Here is a 14,727-nt window from a genome sequence, read left to right on the forward strand (position 1 = left end):
TCTTGCGCCAGTGTCGGAAGGGTCGCGGTGAAACGGCGATTGTCTAACTCCAATGCTGGAGAAGCCTCGCTGTTGGGCAACTAGGCCGTGAACTCATAAATGCGAAATGACCGAGATGTGGTGGAAGCGGACTTAGCGCGATTTTGAAATAGGACTACCGCAAGGGCTGCCACCCGGCCCGATACTGCTCTTCGGGTTCCTCAGTTTGCATACGTCGGCGAGAAGAGCCGAGAAGTCCTCGGACGGTCCGATAGCGTGGCGCACAAATGCGGTGATGGATTTGCCTTCGCGCTCAGCTTGCCGAGAATGGGTCTCACCAGTGCTATCCCAAACCGTCCATACTGCAGCAAGATGCTGTTTGATTTGTATTGCTGCCGTGCAAATAGCGGTTTTGGAAGGCTCAAGATTCCGATCACAAACGACAGATGCTTCGTTAACCTTCAGTTGCATCGAATGAAGTTGGTCGGAGACGCGTTCGCCGCCAACGGTGAAATAGTTGTCGAACGCATCAAAATTCCTGTCGTTGACAACATAAAAGCGATTTTCCGGCATCGCCTGTTTAAGCGCCGCCCATGGGTCATCGCAAACGGACTTGGACCATTGCCGACTTAGCCGAGCACAGATTCTTTTGAACGGCTTCGGGTCGAGGTCATTCCATCCATACGCATACACCGCAATCTCAAGCTGATCGATCTTCGGCGCGGCTTGGGGGTTGATGGCAGCTTTGCGAAACGCCTCCAAGCGATCTGTCGCCGCCTGGCGATCTTGCTGTCTGTTGAGCGAGAATGAGGGTTTCGCGGCGACATAACCGGTGAGCGCAATAAAGGGCAAGACGAGAGGCACGTCGCCGACAACGACATGAGCATCGGAGGCGAGGAAGTCTATGTCAGCATCCGAGACAGGTTGTGGCGAGGGCGAGCACGATGCCAAGATGTTGCTAAGCATCACGAGGCAAGTGAGAAAAACGGACGAAGACAAGGAGCGTCGTATCATTCCCCGCCTCTACATGATGCCGATTGCGGAAGAGTTAGCGGTTGTCGCTGAATTGTCGCAACGTCAGCAATGCGTCGTTTTCCAACTGACGTCTTTCATATTGCACTGGATCCTGATTCAAGCTCGACATGAGCCGATATGATCTGACCGACTTCGAGTGGCGCGTGATCCAACCGCTCCTGCCCAACAAGCCGCGAGGAGTGCCGCGCGTCGATGACCGGCGGGTGCTCAACGGCATCTTCTGGGTGCTGCAATCCGGTGCGCCATGGCGCGATCTGCCAGAGCGATACGGCCCACGCACCACCTGCTACAACCGCTTTGTCCGATGGCGGAAAGCAGGTGTGTGGGACCGCCTCATGGCCGACATTACAAAAGCCCATGACGGCGAGGTGCAGATGATCGACACCTCCATTGTCCGCGTCCATCAGCAAGGCGCGACGGCAAAAAGGGGGTCGAGATTATTGCCTCGGTCGTTCTCGGGGCGGCCTGACCACCAAAATCCATGCCCTTGTCGACGCTCAAGGGAGGCCGATCAAGCTAACGCTAACGGCAGGCCAGAAGAGCGACATCGCCTCCGCAGTCGACTTGATCAGGGATTTTCCCAAGGGTGCCATGCTGCTCGCCGACAAGGGCTATGATGCGAACGCGTTGCGCACGGCCATCACCGAGCGAAAGGCTTGGGCTAACATCCCGCCCAAGGCCAACCGCAAGGACCCGATCTGCTTCAGTCCCTTCCTCTACAAGGCGCGCAACCTCGTAGAGCGCTTCTTCAATAAAGCCAAGCAGTTCCGGCGGATCGCGACACGCTACGACAAGCTGGCAGAAAACTATCTTGCTGCGCTCAAGCTCGTCTCAACTCGCATCTGGCTACGCAGTAATGAGTCTACGCCCTAGGGCGTCAGCTCGATCGCGTTAAGCGTCTCCAGGCGGATCAGCGCGGTGATCCTCTGGCGATCCTTTGCAGATTGTGACCAGCGCCGCCAGCCGAAGGCCTGCGTTCTATTCGGTAGCTACCAGTATCAGCGATACCAGCACCCCGCATGCCAAATCTTGAGGCGGAGATCGCAATAGGCCTCTCAGGAGTAGGCTGGCACGAGTCGAGTATCGCGAAGCGGCAGCGCCATCGTGAAATGCAGGCCGTCCCGGTCGTAGTTCAGCTCGACCTTGGCATCACACTGGACTGCCACCACCTTCTCCAGCAACGTCGTGCCGAACCCCCGCCGCTTGGGCGGCTCGACCTTCGGGCCGTCGTGCTCGCGCCAGTCGAGATTGACGATCTGAACGTTGCTGACGCTGCCCACCGACCAACGCACGTCGAGCCGTCCGTGCGGGCGCGAGAGCGCCCCGAATTTGGACGAGTTGGAGGCAAGTTCATGGAACGCCATGCCAACCGGTATCGCAATGTCGGCGACCAACGCCACATCAGGGCCTTCGAGCAGGATACGCGGCCTGTCGCGCGTCTCGTAGTGCCTGAGTTCGCCCTCCAGCAACTTCTTCAGCGAAGCGGTCTGCCAGTAATCGTCAGTCAGCATTGAGTGGGTATCGGCGAGCGACACGATCCTGGCCGAAAAGTCGCGCACGAAATCCTCGATGCTGCCGCTAGACCGTACCGTCGCGCCCATCATCGCCCTCACATTGGCCAGCGTGTTCTTGACGCGGTGATGCAACTCCCGGATCAACAGCTTCTGCCGATCGGCAACCTCTTGCCTCTGCTCGATGTAGGATCTGACCTCCAATTGACGTGCCCTGGCGCGCAGCGCCGACCGCACCGAGTTGGCAAGGCTGGAAGCCAGGAAGGGCCGCTCAAGCACGATCAGGTAGCGATCGAGAAACGCCAGCCGCTTGTCGAATTCGGTTCCGCGCATCACGAGGAGCACGATCGGAAAATCGGACCATGCCGGTTGGTTGTCCAGCCATGATGCGAATGCGGCACGATCAGAACTGATCAAGGCTTCCTCGGCAACGACCAGGCACTGCGCTTCCGCCAGCAACGGCACGGTCTCTTCAAGCGACGCACAAATACGAGTGCAAATCTGGCTGGTCGCCAGGATCGATGCGGCGATCTGGGCATCCCGCCCCAATGGAGTCAGGATCAGGACTTCAGGTTTCGTCGGCATCATGATGCCTCGTCACTCAGCAGATCGGATTGTTTGCCTTCGAAAAAGGGAACTCCGGTCAGAATGCCTCTGAACTGATCAAGTGGCTCGCCGACAGAAAGGCCCTGGCTGCTGATCCTGAATTCCCGGATCGTATCCTCATGCGAACCAACACGCTTTTTAACCACCGATATTGCCCTTCGAAGACGTCCACCGCTCTCGAAGAAGCGCAATAGCATCACGGCATCGCACAGATAGGTCATGTCCACCGGTGTTGCCATCTGGCCGATCAGCCCATGGTTTGCCAGCAACAGGATGGTGACCACTCCCTTCTGGTTCAAATAGGTCAGGATTTCATGCATCTGCAGCACCAGATGCTGCTCTTCCGACATGGCATTGAGATAGCCGGTGAGGCTGTCGATGACGACAATCCGGACGTTGGATTCATCCACGCCGGACTGGACGCGCGCTGACAGCTCACCCGGCGAAATCGCCGCTGGATCGATCTGTTCGAGCAGGAGGGCGCCGTCGTTGATGAACCTCTTGAAATCCATGCCAAGACCGGCCGCTCGGGTCAGAAAGATACGCTCGGTCTCGTCGAACAGAAGCACCTGAACGCGTTCGCCCCGAAGCAACGCGGCGTGACAATAGGTGCAGGCGATCGTCGACTTGCCGACTCCTGACGGTCCAATCAGCAGCGTGCTCGTGCCACGGTCAAGGCCCCCTCCGACAAGCGTGTCAACGGAGCTTTCACTGAGTGCCGGCGCTCCGTGCTCGGCTTCCTTGTGCTCGCCCGCCACGAGCCGGGGGAACACGGTGACGCCGCCCGGCCGGATGACGAAATCGTGGAACCCACCGCGGATTTCCACGCCCCTCATCTTGATGACACGCAGGCGGCGTCGCTCGCCACCGTAAATGGGCGATAGTTGTTCCATGCGGATAACGCCATGACTTATGGAATGCAGATTGAGGTCATCATGTTCAGCTGTCAGGTCGTCCAGCAGCAGCACGGTGGCGTTATTGAGAAGAAAGAAGCTCTTCAGCGCCAGGACCTGGCGGCGATAGCGAAGAGAGCCCTGTGATAACAGCCGAATTTCCGAGAGGGAGTCGAACACAACCCGGTCAGGTTTTATTCGCTCGATCTCGGCGAGTGCGGCCTGCACCGTTTCGCCAAGTTCGAGATCCGAGGAATGGACAAGCGTCTGCAGTTGTGACGGGTCGAGGCTCAATTCCGGGGGAACCAACTCCAGGATTTCTATGCCCTTGAGGTCCCAGCCATGCCGGTTGGCTACCGAGGTTAGTTCCCGTTTGCTCTCGGAGAGCGTGATGTAGAGACACCGCTCTTGATTGCGGGCGCCCTCGATCAAGAACTGAAGGCCAAGCGTGGTCTTGCCGGAACCAGGTCTCCCTTCGACGAGATGAGACCGAAACTTCGCGTATCCCCCTCTTAGCACATAGTCGAGGCCTTCTACGCCCGAAGCTATTGGTGTTGCATCGTCAAGGATCACGCTGCCCCCTTTTTGATACCCTTAGGGACTGCGTAACGCCGTGGATTTTCAATGGTTCCCGCACGGCAAGGCCCGTTGATGATTACCCTGTTGCCCGCCGACCGGTTTTGACTGGGGTATCGCCGCGACTGTGCCGGATGTGAAAACATCCACGCGCGCGCTTGAATCAAGGACAATGAGATGGGCTTCTTCAGCAAACTATTTTCAAATGTTGCGAGCACGCAATCGCCCGGGAGGAACACTCAGGCGATATGCACAAGGACACCGGCGCTGGGCCAGCGCTGGCGGCTCACTCCAAAGATGCGAAGCGCATGGCCCCCCGGTCAAAAATCCACAGGCAGCAAGGAAAGAAAAACCCAGAACTGACAACAGATGGCAATGAGGTCTCGCCAAGCGCTCAACGGCCGCTCTAGGCAGCCGTGCCTCGTGCGCTTAAGGCCCGAGGTTCCAACCTGGATAGGAGGCGCCATTATGGCTCAGGACAAAACAAGATCGCACGACGAGGAGCGTGAGGCGATCCGTCTGGCCGAATAACCCGACGTATCGCCGAAGCAGGCGAAGTATTTGTTGCGCGAGGACCGGCGGCGACTAGAAAAAGGCTATGGACAAGGCAAGAGGCGGAGGGTTAGTCGGCAGCCACAAGAAGGTTGAAACACAACCTCGCCGTCGCGGGCATGTACCTCGAAGCGCAGCACTACCCTTGGTCCCGTTTCCTACCCTTGCGATCCGACGATCCGCCTTCCTCGATAATCGCCTCAGCAATGTACTCCTTCAGGTCACCAACCTCGTCCTGGATGCCCTCGGCCGCAATGCCTTCCTCTCGCGCATCCGCGATGCACTGGCTGGCGAGTTCTGAAACAACGTCGACGCGGTCCGCGACGAGGGTGGCTTCTCGACTACATGCTCGTCAATCCAGTCTGCGACAAAATGGGCCGTTCGATTGACAATGAGATCAGCATCTTCGGACAGTTTGGCCTCACCTTCCAGGTCATCTTTGGTCAACGCCTTCATGGAACTCACCGTTTGTTGGATTTATCTCCAAACGCCCATCCGCCCCCAAAAAGATGCACGTGCCTGGCGATAATAATCGAAGCCGCATATGCGCTTCGGCAGTGAAGGAACAGGGAGCGCGCGCCCACGTTGTTGGGCGCGACTCGAACCAGGTTCGATGAATTTAGGAGGCGGGCGATGAAAGACCTGGCGTTCAAACATCGGCCAAGGTGGGCCTGCGTGAAGGCGCCAAGACCGGTGGATTGGTACCGTGCAGGAAGCATTCATTCTACTTGAAAGTGCGGATCGGCCTGGAGACCGGACGCGGCTTCATCGTGACGCTTGCGAAGTCGCGGACGACGCGCTGGGCGGCAATCGAATCGCGGAAGACCCACTCGACGCCTTTGTCCTGGAAGAAGGCCTTCGCCTTGAGCCTTCAGTGGCGATCGCTGAGCTGGGGCGCTCTCATCGCGACAGCGGTGTGGATCTCAGCTTCATGGCTCTTCTCCTTCTATCTGCAGCATTTTGCCAACTACAATGCGACATACGGATCGCTTGGCGCGGTCGTCGGTTTGATGATGTGGACGTGGATTTCAGTCATCGTCCTGATCGCCGCCGCCATCAACGCGGAAATGGAGCAGCAGCGGCCGTCGACTCCACCACGGGCCCGGCGCGGCCGATGGGAGAGCGCGGGACGGTGGTCGCTGACACGTTAGGCAAGATTGCGGATTAACGCGCTTGAGGCCGCTACGATCAATAGCCACCAATCACCGGCAGGATCTCTCCAGTGATGTAGCTGGAACATTGTGGCGATGCCAGAAACACATAGGCCGGTGCAATCTCTTCCGGCTGTGCTGGCCGCTTCATGGGCGTCTTCGCACCGAATTTCGAAACGTCGCCTGCCCGCTTTTCAGAAGGGTTCAGCGGTGTCCACACCGGACCGGGCGCGACTGCATTCACGCGGATTCCCTTGTCGATGAGGTTGCCCGATAGCGCCCTTGTGAAAGCGTGGATACCACCCTTGGTCATCGAGTAATCGATCAGTTCCTTTGACCCATCTATGCCCGTTATCGACCCGGTGTTGACGATTGCCGAGCCGGGCTGCATATGCGCGACAGCCTCCTGCGCCATATGAAAATATCCATAGAGGTTGGTCTTCAAGGTGGCGTCGAAATGCTCCTCGGTCAGGTCGGCGAAATCGGTCGAATGCACCTGGAATGCTGCGTTGTTGACGAGCACGTCGAGCCTTCCCAATTGCTTGACCGTATTCGCCACGGCCTTGCGGCAGAAGGTTCGGTCCGCCACATCTCCGCGCAGAATGATGCAGCGGCGGCCTTCGCTTTCCACCGCCTGCTTGGTCACCTCGGCGTCGGCATCCTCGGACAGATACACAATCGCCACATCGGCGCCTTCGCGTGCAAAAAGAACGGCGACGGCCCGCCCAATGCCGGAATCCCCTCCGGTGACCAGCGCCACCTTGCCCTCGAGCTTGCCAGAGCCGCGCCAAAATGGAGCATCGTAGAGCGGAGCTGGTTTGATCTCTGCTTCATGGCCGGGTTTGAGATGATGCTGCTTTGGAAATGGCGGCACCGGGTATTTTCGCGCACCCGCCTGCATCGCCCCGGTGGGTTTTGATTTCGGTTTTGCTCGATCGTCGGCATCGACCCTGCGCTGTATGCGCTGCTGCTTTTGCACGGTCGTCGAGGTCGCGGTTTTCCTATCGCTCGGCATCGCTGTCTCCTGGGTTGCTGAGGACAACGTGCGTCTAAGGAAAAGGTGGCTGGGTTCGCTGCAAAAAGCGCAGGTGTTCGATTCGTGGACGGTGGATTGCCAGATCGGGGGGGCGCCTGCTTGCTCCGAAATCGGCATCGTGGTTTGGACCTTGCGTCAATTAAAGTACAGCATTCATACCGCATGTGGGGCGGTAGACCTTGGTCATGGGGGCGGCAAAATCGCTTCACCGCCTCGTCTTCCGAACAAGCCAAGCCGAACTCCGCGCCAGCGAACCACCGAGGTCATGGCCACCATTTTGAATGTGTGACCCACGGCCCGGCTGGGCGGTGGCCGAGGCCAAACCGTGCAGCCTCAAGGCGCGAATGTTGCGCGCAGCCAAGCGAAGAAACCGAGCCTCGCCGATATTGCCGCATGCACACGAGAGGCCGCCCATCGCGGTCGTATCGTTGCCCCGACATGGCAATGGCAGACGATTTCGTGCAACTGCGGATCGGTCAATTCGAAGAAGCGCTTGGCTTCACCGTAAGTGTCGTCTCGCAAGCCTTGCGCGCGAAGAATCGCATCCTCGAAGGCAACGGTCAGCGGCGAGTTGTCGTGACGCATTTTTTTGCGTAGTTCCGGGGGCTCGTGTTCGGTGCCCGTAAGCGCCTCGAGACGCCGACCGGGATTTTGCTCCAGAAGTTTCGCCCAACGTTCGAGACGCTGGCTCCGAGTCGCAATAAGGTCCGTTGGTTCAGCGTGAACGTCGGCAACGCTAGAGAGTTGGTCAAGTGTCTGGTGCTTCATAGCCTCCTCCTGTTCAACAGGTGAGTTCTTCGTCCCTTCGCGAGGGGAATTGTGGCGCTCCAAGGGGCCGACAAGGTCCGCATGCGCGGACTATTCGATCACTTTTCTGATGCCGTGGCCTTGCCAAGCGCCACATGCCGCTGGGCCGCTCATCTGCCTGATGTGACGCCGATGTGTGAACCTGATTAAGGGGCTTCAGGCGGGGATCCGCACCAACGAGCTGACCGTGGCGGCCGCAAGGGCCATGTCGAAAACCATCTGAGCGAGACGGTATCGACGCAGGACGGCTTGTTATTCAGGAACCGGACAGCGGGGTCCCAGAACGCTTTCGCCTGCGTGCTCGATTTTGGTCGCCACGTCCGCAGCCGCAATCGAAGTCCGGGACGTTAGGCATCGCCATGTGCGCGGCAGAGACCAGCGCGGCGCACCTGTTGCAAGACGTCAAAATCCCCGAGACGCGAAACAGATGGCCCGGGAAACATCACGAGCGCGCGGCATCCGCCTGGCAAACGTTGCTGCGGTCCGCAGCAGGAACTCTGTCAATCGAGGTCCCCGCGCAGCGGTGTGCAGCTTTCCCCGACGATCAATGCCGGCTGAAAGACGATGTTGCGCGTGGGCTCGGATCCCCTTTCCTCGATCCGATCCACAAGCAGGCGCAGCGCTTCGTTGGTCATATCGGCAATGGGGTGCTCGGTTCTCGTCAGCCGTGGCTTCAAGCCACCGGCGCCCGCGACAGTATCCGTCGAGACAATCGAGACGTCCTGTGGACAGCGCAAGCCAAGATCGGCAATGGCGCGCATCACGCCGATTGCCATGACGCCATTGGCAACGTAGATCGCACTTGGGCGGTTTGGCGAGCCCATCATGTCCCGCGCGACCGAATAAGCGGCTTCTTCGCGAAATTCGCCGGACCGGACGTGGCCGGGCTGCGGTGCAAGCCCGCGTGCCGCCATCGCCTCGATCATGCCGTCGAGCCTGCCCCTGCTCGTCGACAGTTGCATCGGACCGGTGATCGAGCCGATACGCCGATGACCAAGGTCGAGCAGGTAATCGACGGCCTGACGTCCCGCCGCACGATTGTCTATAGTTACCGTATCGGCGCCGTTGCCTTCGATCGATCGCCCCAGAAGAACGGTCGCCATCCCATCGAACTCATGCGGTTGGTATTGATTGGCCGCGCCCACCGGAACCAGAACCATTCCGTCGCACCCAAGAGTACGAATTCGTGACAGGATGCGCCGCTCGGTGTCAGGCTTTTCATCGCTGTTGAAGAGGACGAGTGAATAGCCCCACGCGGCCACGGCGGCCTCCGCCGACCAGACAATGCGCGCGTAGAACGGGTTGGAGAGATCGGCCACCGCCAGGGCGATCAACTGGCTGCGGTTGCGGCGCAGGTTGCGGGCAGCCAGCGAGGGTTCATAGCGCAACTCGCGAATGGCGGTGACGACGCGAGCCCTCAGCTCGGGGCTGACAAACGCGGTATCGTTCATGACGGCGGAAACCGTTGCGGTCGATACGCCAGCCCTTCTGGCAACGTCCTTGATGGTGGCCATTGTGCCCTGATAGCTAATCGTTTCGCTGAAGTTTCGTTTAGATTTGTGGCGCTGTCTAGCGGATTCATACTTGCATTGGACCGCAATTTGCGGGACGTTAGCGAAACGGTTTGCTGTCAGGAGGCATTGGACGGCAAATGAGGCGAAGGGAGGAGTATATGAAGAATCTAGCTTGCATGATCGCCGCTGGGACGCTCTCGCTCATGGCGGCCGGTGCCGCGGCGCAGGACAAGCCGCTTCTTGGCATCGTGTCCATCAGCGCCACGGAAGCCAACAATGTCCGCTACATCCAGGGCGCCACGAAAGCCGCCGATGAACTTGGCTGGGCGACCAACGTCGTCGATGCCGCCGGCAGTGCCGATCAGGCGAACGCTGCCATCCAGAATTTTGCGCAGCTCAAGGCGCATGCGATCATCGACATGGTGTTTCCCTATTCGTCGATCGGCGCGGGTCTGGCCGCTGCAGGCGACGCTGGAATACCCGTCGTTACCTGGGGCGGTGGGCTTGGCTCTACCGTTGCTGCAACAAACGGCTCGGGTGGCCCGATGGCGATTCCGGTGGTGGATCTCATGGTCAAGAAAATGGACGGCAAGGGCTCGATCCTGGCCCTCACCTACAGGACCGGGGAAGTTTGCCGAAACCGCGAAGTCGTCATGGACGAGATCGTCGCCAAACATCCAGAGATCACCGTCACCAAAAACGAGGTGCGCATTCCCGGCTACTTCGAGGACGGAGCCCAATACGCCAATGCTTGGTTGGCCTCGCATCCGGCCGGCAAGGAAAAGCTGGCGATCTGGGGTTGCTGGGACGACCCGGCGATCGGCGCCATCGGCTCATTGCGTGCCCAGGGGCGTGACGACGTCCTGGTTTATGGCATCAATGGCAATGCCCAGGCGCTGGAAAACATAAAGAACGGCTTCATGACGGCAACGGCTTGGCAGGACAGCTTCACCGAAGGCTACAACATGGTCAAAATGCTGAAGGACATCAAGGACGCCGGCGGCGCGTGGCAAGCCAAGGCGGCTGAAGTTCCAGCCGTGCTGGTGACCAAGGAAACTGTCGATGCCTTTCTCAAGGACCATCCGGAAGCCATAAAGTAGGATCTGGTTTGGAGGCGGCGTACATGATGGGTGCGCCGCAGCCAGGCGGCGCTGAAAATGACAAGTCCATTCCTGGTTGCACGCGACATCGCAAAGGCCTTTGGCGGCACGCAGGCGCTGAAGGGCGTATCGCTCGACATTGCGCCGGGTGAAATCCATGGCCTTGTCGGTGCCAATGGCGCGGGCAAATCGACCTTCATCCGTATCCTGGCCGGACTGAACCATCCCGATGCCGGTTGTATCGAACTCGACGGCCACAGCCAGGAGATTGGCACGCCGCAGCGGGCAACCGAGCTCGGCATGAGCTTCATCCATCAGGAGCTTGCATTTGTGCCAGGCATGAACGTGCTGCAAAACATAATGCTGGGCGTTCCGAAGAAAACGCGCTTTGGGCTGACTGATTGGCGGGCGATCACGCGCGACGTTGCGCCGATCGCCAGGCGTGTGGGCATATCCGCGCCGCTCAACGCGAGCGTGAAGGGCCTGTCGACGGCCGAGATATGGCTGATCAACATTTGCCGCGCGCTGGTGCGCAAGGCGCGGCTGATCGTCATGGATGAGCCGACGGCATCACTTGCGGCAAGTGAGGCAGAAAGGCTGTTCGCGATCGTGCGCGATCTTTCTGCGTCGGGCGTGGCGGTTCTCTACATTTCGCATCGGCTGGACGAGATCCTGAGCCTGTGCACCCGCGTCTCGGTCTTTCGCGACGGCCGCTCCGTGACCGAACTCACCGGGGACGCGCTGCGCCGCCCCGCGCTGGTCGAGGCAATTGTTGGCGGTGCCATTCGGGACGCTCAACGGATAGCCCCCGTAGGGCCGCGCGGCGATATCGTGATGGAAGCCAAGAAGCTGACGCGGGCGCCGAAAGTCCGCGGTGTCACTCTGCAACTCCACGCCGGCGAAGTGCTGGGAATCGGCGGCCTTGTCGGCGCCGGGCGAACCGAACTCGCCCGACTGCTGTTCGGGGCGGATCGGCCCGACAGTGGCGAGATGACACTTGCCGGCCGGCCCTACGCCCCCGCCTCCCCCGCGGCGGCAGTCCGGGCCGGGCTTGGACTTGTCCCTGAGGAGCGACGTGCGGAAGCGCTCTTTCTCTCCAAGAGCATCGCCTTCAATTTAGGCATCGCCAATCTCGACAAACTTGTTGTCGGCCGATACCTGCCGCTGATGAACCGCCGCGCTCGGACGTCCCTGGCCGGCGAGGTGATGCGGTCGCTATCGATAAAAGCGCGCAGCGCAAGCACGCCCGTTGGCAGTCTCAGTGGCGGCAATCAGCAGAAAGTTGCGATCGGCCGCTGGCTCCAGCGCATCCCGAAGGTGCTGATCCTGGATGAGCCGACGCGGGGCGTCGATATCGGAGCGCGCGCGGAGATTCACCGACTGATCCGGCAGCAAGCTGAATCCGGAATGGCGGTGCTGGTGATCTCGTCGGAGCCGGACGAACTGCCCGAACTGTGCGACCGGGTTCTGGTGATGGCGGAAGGCCGCATTGTTCGTGAGCTCAGGGGGCCGGCGGTGTCGCGACGGTCGATCGTCGAGGCAAGCTATGTCGAGCCGGAAGCACTGATGGAGGGTCACCTGGCATGAGCGATGTTGCGATAACCGCCCGGCGTCTTTCGCCTGCGACCAAGGCGGCGCTTGGTATATTTGCCCGCTACGGCACAATCATCGGACTTCTGGCGATGATCGTCACATTTTCGATCCTGTCGCCCAGGGCCTTTCCCACCGTGGGCAACTTTACCAATGTGCTGAACCAGGCCTCGTTGGCCATGATCATTGCCGGCGGACTGACGCTTGCCGTGGTTGTTGGCGAACTCGACCTGTCGATCGGCTTCGCCGCCAGCCTGCACGGCATTCTGATCACCGGCCTTGTCGTCCACGACAAGCTGCCCATCCCGCTTGCGGTGCTTATCGTCATCGCATTGGGCGCGGTGATCGGTCTCGTCAATGGCTTCATCGTCACCAAGGTCAGGGTCAATTCCGTTATTGCCACGCTGGGAGTGGGGACCATCCTTACCGGCCTGGCCTTCGCCTATTCCGCCGGCGTCCCCATCGTGGCAGGCGTGCCGGAGGCTTTTCTCCAGCTTTCCCTTGGCCGTTGGCTGTTCGGTATCCCGAACAACATCATCGTCATGATCGTCGTTCTCGGCGGGCTTTGGGTTCTGGTCGAGCGGACACCCCTTGGCCAGGAGATTCAGGCCGTCGGCGGCAACGCCGTGGCCGCCCGCCTTGCCGGGGTGAATGTCGACCGCATCAAGATTCTCGGTTTTGTCATTTCAGGAATGTGCGCTGCGTTAACCGGGATCCTGCTCGCCTCCCGCCTTGGCAGCGGAACGGCAAGTGCCGCCGATTCCTATCTCCTCACCGCATTCGCGGCGGTGTTCCTTGGCTCGGCAACGCTGCGTGACGGTGAATTCCACGTGCTCGGCACGCTGGTCGGGGCGCTCATCATCGCCTTCGGCTTCAATGGGCTCAACATTTTCGGCGCCCCGACATTCTCGCAATATGTCCTGCAGGGCGCCATTCTGATCATCGCGGTGGGCATGGCGAGCCTGGGCCGCTCACTGGCGGAACGCTGAAGGAGAGAGCGATGACAAGCGAAACCATGTCTTGGGAGGTCTACGTCGTCGAATTCGCCCGATCCAAGCAGCAGCCTTGGGTGGATCTCGTCGCCGGCATGTATGACGACGGCAAGGTTGATCTGCCCTTTTCCTTTGTCCTGCTGAAGCGTGGCGACCGCAACGTCCTGGTCGACACCGGCTTCATTCAGGAATCGACCACGGCTTTCTCGCTGAAATTTGGCATTCCCTACTGGATCTCGCCGGTTCGCATGCTGGCCGAGCTTGGCGTTGGCCCCGACGCGATCACCGACATCTTCGTGACCCATGCGCATTTCGATCACATGGGGTCGATCGCCGAGTTTCCCAATGCAGTCCTCCATATCCAGAAAAGCGAGCTGCTGTCCTGGTACGAGGCCATCGCCTTGCCACGCCGTTTCGGCTACCTGACCGCCATCATTGATCCCGACACCTTGCGCGCCGCTCTTGATGCGTCGGTGGAGCACCGCGTCTCCTTGATTGACGGCGACAAGGACGACGTACTGCCAGGCATCCATGTGCGACTGGGCAGCGGCCACACGATCGGACAACAATTCGTCATCGTCCAGTCCGCGCGGGGCAGATTGGTAATCTCCGGCGACTGTGTCTATTCCACCCGCCAGATCACCGGACACAGGCACGACGGCGTGTACGCGCCGCTGAACAATGCTGTTGGCAGCGTCTGGGAGCAGCTGAAAACCATCGACCGCATCAACACCGAGATCGGCGGCGATCTTGGGCGATTAATCGTCCTCCATGACATAGAGCGATGGAATGGCCTGCCGGTCATCGCCGAGATTGAAGGATTCCGGATCGTCAGGGCCGGATAGCCGCCTCAATGGCCCACGCCAAGTTGGGCCGGCTTCGTGTGGGGCAGCTCATGCCCTGTTGCATTGATCCTGGAACACGACTCTCAGCCTTTGGCGCAGGAGGTTCGCTGCGCGCGTCGTCATTTCAAGCTGCGTGCGCTTTTCAGGGAAGCTGCCGGCGATGGCTCCAAAGTTTGAAGTGAAAGCCTCTGCTCCCGTTGGCGGTTAGTCACGGGTAGCGGGTTCCAAAGCGATGGTTGACAAAGCTTCACGCGTCGAACGTTCAATTCGGTCGTTGTCTTTGGCCACTCTGGGATGTGAAACCCACTATCGATGGCAGCCTTAATGCGGACCATCAACAGGACGTTCCTGCCGGAATCGATTGGTACGAAAGCGACTGCTTTGATATGCCTAGCCAGGGGCCTCGCCTCTTTTCAAGGTTAGATCGCGATACTTAGCTGTCCAGTCACGGCCGTTGCCGGTGCAGATCCGGGTTTCGTCTTCGTCCATTTGAGCGGCGAGCGGTAGCGGTCGATTTTGACTTCGTGAATCCAGCCGTCG

The 14,727-nt window shown here is 59.7% G+C and carries 12 protein-coding genes and 2 pseudogenes; 8 read left to right on the forward strand and 6 right to left on the reverse strand.

Going from position 1 to position 14,727, the window contains the following annotated elements:
• Positions 1–132: 132 nt before the first annotated feature.
• Positions 133–993 carry a hypothetical protein gene (locus tag AC56QQ_RS34700; RefSeq protein WP_497129495.1) on the reverse strand — a complete coding sequence of 287 codons (861 nt, stop codon included), beginning with the start codon at positions 991–993 and terminating at the stop codon, positions 133–135.
• 128 nt (positions 994–1,121) lie between these two features.
• On the opposite strand from AC56QQ_RS34700, the pseudogene AC56QQ_RS34705 reads away from it, so the two are divergent.
• Positions 1,122–1,806, forward strand: a pseudogene (locus AC56QQ_RS34705) (IS5 family transposase); the annotation flags it as partial.
• A gap of 263 nt (positions 1,807–2,069) precedes the next feature.
• Here AC56QQ_RS34705 and AC56QQ_RS34710 read toward each other — a convergent pair.
• Complete coding sequence (locus AC56QQ_RS34710; RefSeq protein ID WP_497129497.1) at positions 2,070–3,113, reverse strand: sensor histidine kinase; 1,044 nt, start codon at positions 3,111–3,113, stop codon at positions 2,070–2,072.
• Positions 3,110–4,597, reverse strand: coding sequence for an ATPase domain-containing protein (locus AC56QQ_RS34715; protein ID WP_497129499.1), 1,488 nt, complete (start codon positions 4,595–4,597; stop codon positions 3,110–3,112). The genes AC56QQ_RS34710 and AC56QQ_RS34715 overlap by 4 nt, the downstream gene beginning before the upstream one ends.
• A gap of 601 nt (positions 4,598–5,198) precedes the next feature.
• Here AC56QQ_RS34715 and AC56QQ_RS34720 point away from each other — a divergent pair.
• On the forward strand, positions 5,199–5,453 hold the full coding sequence (locus AC56QQ_RS34720) for a hypothetical protein (RefSeq protein ID WP_497129501.1): 255 nt from the start codon (positions 5,199–5,201) through the stop codon (positions 5,451–5,453).
• Positions 5,454–6,024: 571 nt separating this feature from the next.
• Positions 6,025–6,320, forward strand: a pseudogene (locus AC56QQ_RS34725) (YihY/virulence factor BrkB family protein); the annotation flags it as partial.
• A 20-nt stretch (positions 6,321–6,340) separates the two neighbouring features.
• Here the strand turns inward: AC56QQ_RS34725 and AC56QQ_RS34730 are convergent.
• Entirely contained in the window at positions 6,341–7,318 is a 978-nt protein-coding gene (locus AC56QQ_RS34730) for an SDR family oxidoreductase (protein WP_497129503.1), read from the reverse strand.
• Between AC56QQ_RS34730 and AC56QQ_RS34735 the strand changes: the two genes are divergently transcribed.
• Complete coding sequence (locus AC56QQ_RS34735; RefSeq protein WP_497129687.1) at positions 7,212–7,628, forward strand: hypothetical protein; 417 nt, start codon at positions 7,212–7,214, stop codon at positions 7,626–7,628. The two genes, AC56QQ_RS34730 and AC56QQ_RS34735, sit on opposite strands and share 107 nt — an antisense overlap.
• 44 nt (positions 7,629–7,672) lie before the next feature.
• Here AC56QQ_RS34735 and AC56QQ_RS34740 read toward each other — a convergent pair whose 3' ends face one another.
• Entirely contained in the window at positions 7,673–8,107 is a 435-nt protein-coding gene (locus AC56QQ_RS34740) for a hypothetical protein (protein WP_497129505.1), read from the reverse strand.
• Positions 8,108–8,646: 539 nt separating this feature from the next.
• Positions 8,647–9,660 (reverse strand): LacI family DNA-binding transcriptional regulator, encoded by a 1,014-nt coding sequence (locus tag AC56QQ_RS34745; protein WP_489863908.1) that lies wholly within the window; start codon positions 9,658–9,660, stop codon positions 8,647–8,649.
• A 158-nt stretch (positions 9,661–9,818) separates the two neighbouring features.
• Here AC56QQ_RS34745 and AC56QQ_RS34750 point away from each other — a divergent pair, with 158 nt between their 5' ends.
• Genes AC56QQ_RS34750 through AC56QQ_RS34765 form a run of 4 tightly spaced genes read left to right on the forward strand, consistent with a single transcriptional unit; the run spans position 9,819 to position 14,187 of the window.
• Positions 9,819–10,760 carry a sugar ABC transporter substrate-binding protein gene (locus AC56QQ_RS34750; protein ID WP_489863907.1) on the forward strand — a complete coding sequence of 314 codons (942 nt, stop codon included), beginning with the start codon at positions 9,819–9,821 and terminating at the stop codon, positions 10,758–10,760.
• 57 nt (positions 10,761–10,817) lie between these two features.
• On the forward strand, positions 10,818–12,347 hold the full coding sequence (locus AC56QQ_RS34755; protein ID WP_497129507.1) for a sugar ABC transporter ATP-binding protein: 1,530 nt from the start codon (positions 10,818–10,820) through the stop codon (positions 12,345–12,347).
• A complete protein-coding gene (locus AC56QQ_RS34760) occupies positions 12,344–13,339 on the forward strand; it encodes an ABC transporter permease (RefSeq protein WP_489863905.1) in 996 nt (331 codons plus the stop codon). Before AC56QQ_RS34755 ends, AC56QQ_RS34760 begins: the two co-directional genes overlap by 4 nt.
• Before the next feature lie 11 nt (positions 13,340–13,350).
• Positions 13,351–14,187, forward strand: a complete 837-nt coding sequence (locus AC56QQ_RS34765; RefSeq protein ID WP_497129509.1) for an N-acyl homoserine lactonase family protein — start codon at positions 13,351–13,353, stop codon at positions 14,185–14,187.
• Positions 14,188–14,727 lie beyond the last annotated feature (540 nt).

The organism is Mesorhizobium sp. RCAM 05099 (genome assembly GCF_059683685.1).

What these genes read in the sequence shown, in the direction of transcription:
- AC56QQ_RS34750 (WP_489863907.1), top strand. Translation starts at nt 9,819, where the DNA reads ATGAAGAATCTAGCTTGCATGATCGCCGCTGGGACGCTCTCGCTCATG.
- AC56QQ_RS34720 (WP_497129501.1), top strand. Translation starts at nt 5,199, where the DNA reads ATGGACAAGGCAAGAGGCGGAGGGTTAGTCGGCAGCCACAAGAAGGTT.
- AC56QQ_RS34760 (WP_489863905.1), top strand. Translation starts at nt 12,344, where the DNA reads ATGAGCGATGTTGCGATAACCGCCCGGCGTCTTTCGCCTGCGACCAAG.
- AC56QQ_RS34745 (WP_489863908.1), bottom strand. Translation starts at nt 9,660, where the DNA reads ATGGCCACCATCAAGGACGTTGCCAGAAGGGCTGGCGTATCGACCGCA.
- AC56QQ_RS34710 (WP_497129497.1), bottom strand. Translation starts at nt 3,113, where the DNA reads ATGATGCCGACGAAACCTGAAGTCCTGATCCTGACTCCATTGGGGCGG.
- AC56QQ_RS34700 (WP_497129495.1), bottom strand. Translation starts at nt 993, where the DNA reads ATGATACGACGCTCCTTGTCTTCGTCCGTTTTTCTCACTTGCCTCGTG.
- AC56QQ_RS34730 (WP_497129503.1), bottom strand. Translation starts at nt 7,318, where the DNA reads ATGCCGAGCGATAGGAAAACCGCGACCTCGACGACCGTGCAAAAGCAG.
- AC56QQ_RS34765 (WP_497129509.1), top strand. Translation starts at nt 13,351, where the DNA reads ATGACAAGCGAAACCATGTCTTGGGAGGTCTACGTCGTCGAATTCGCC.
- AC56QQ_RS34755 (WP_497129507.1), top strand. Translation starts at nt 10,818, where the DNA reads ATGACAAGTCCATTCCTGGTTGCACGCGACATCGCAAAGGCCTTTGGC.
- AC56QQ_RS34740 (WP_497129505.1), bottom strand. Translation starts at nt 8,107, where the DNA reads ATGAAGCACCAGACACTTGACCAACTCTCTAGCGTTGCCGACGTTCAC.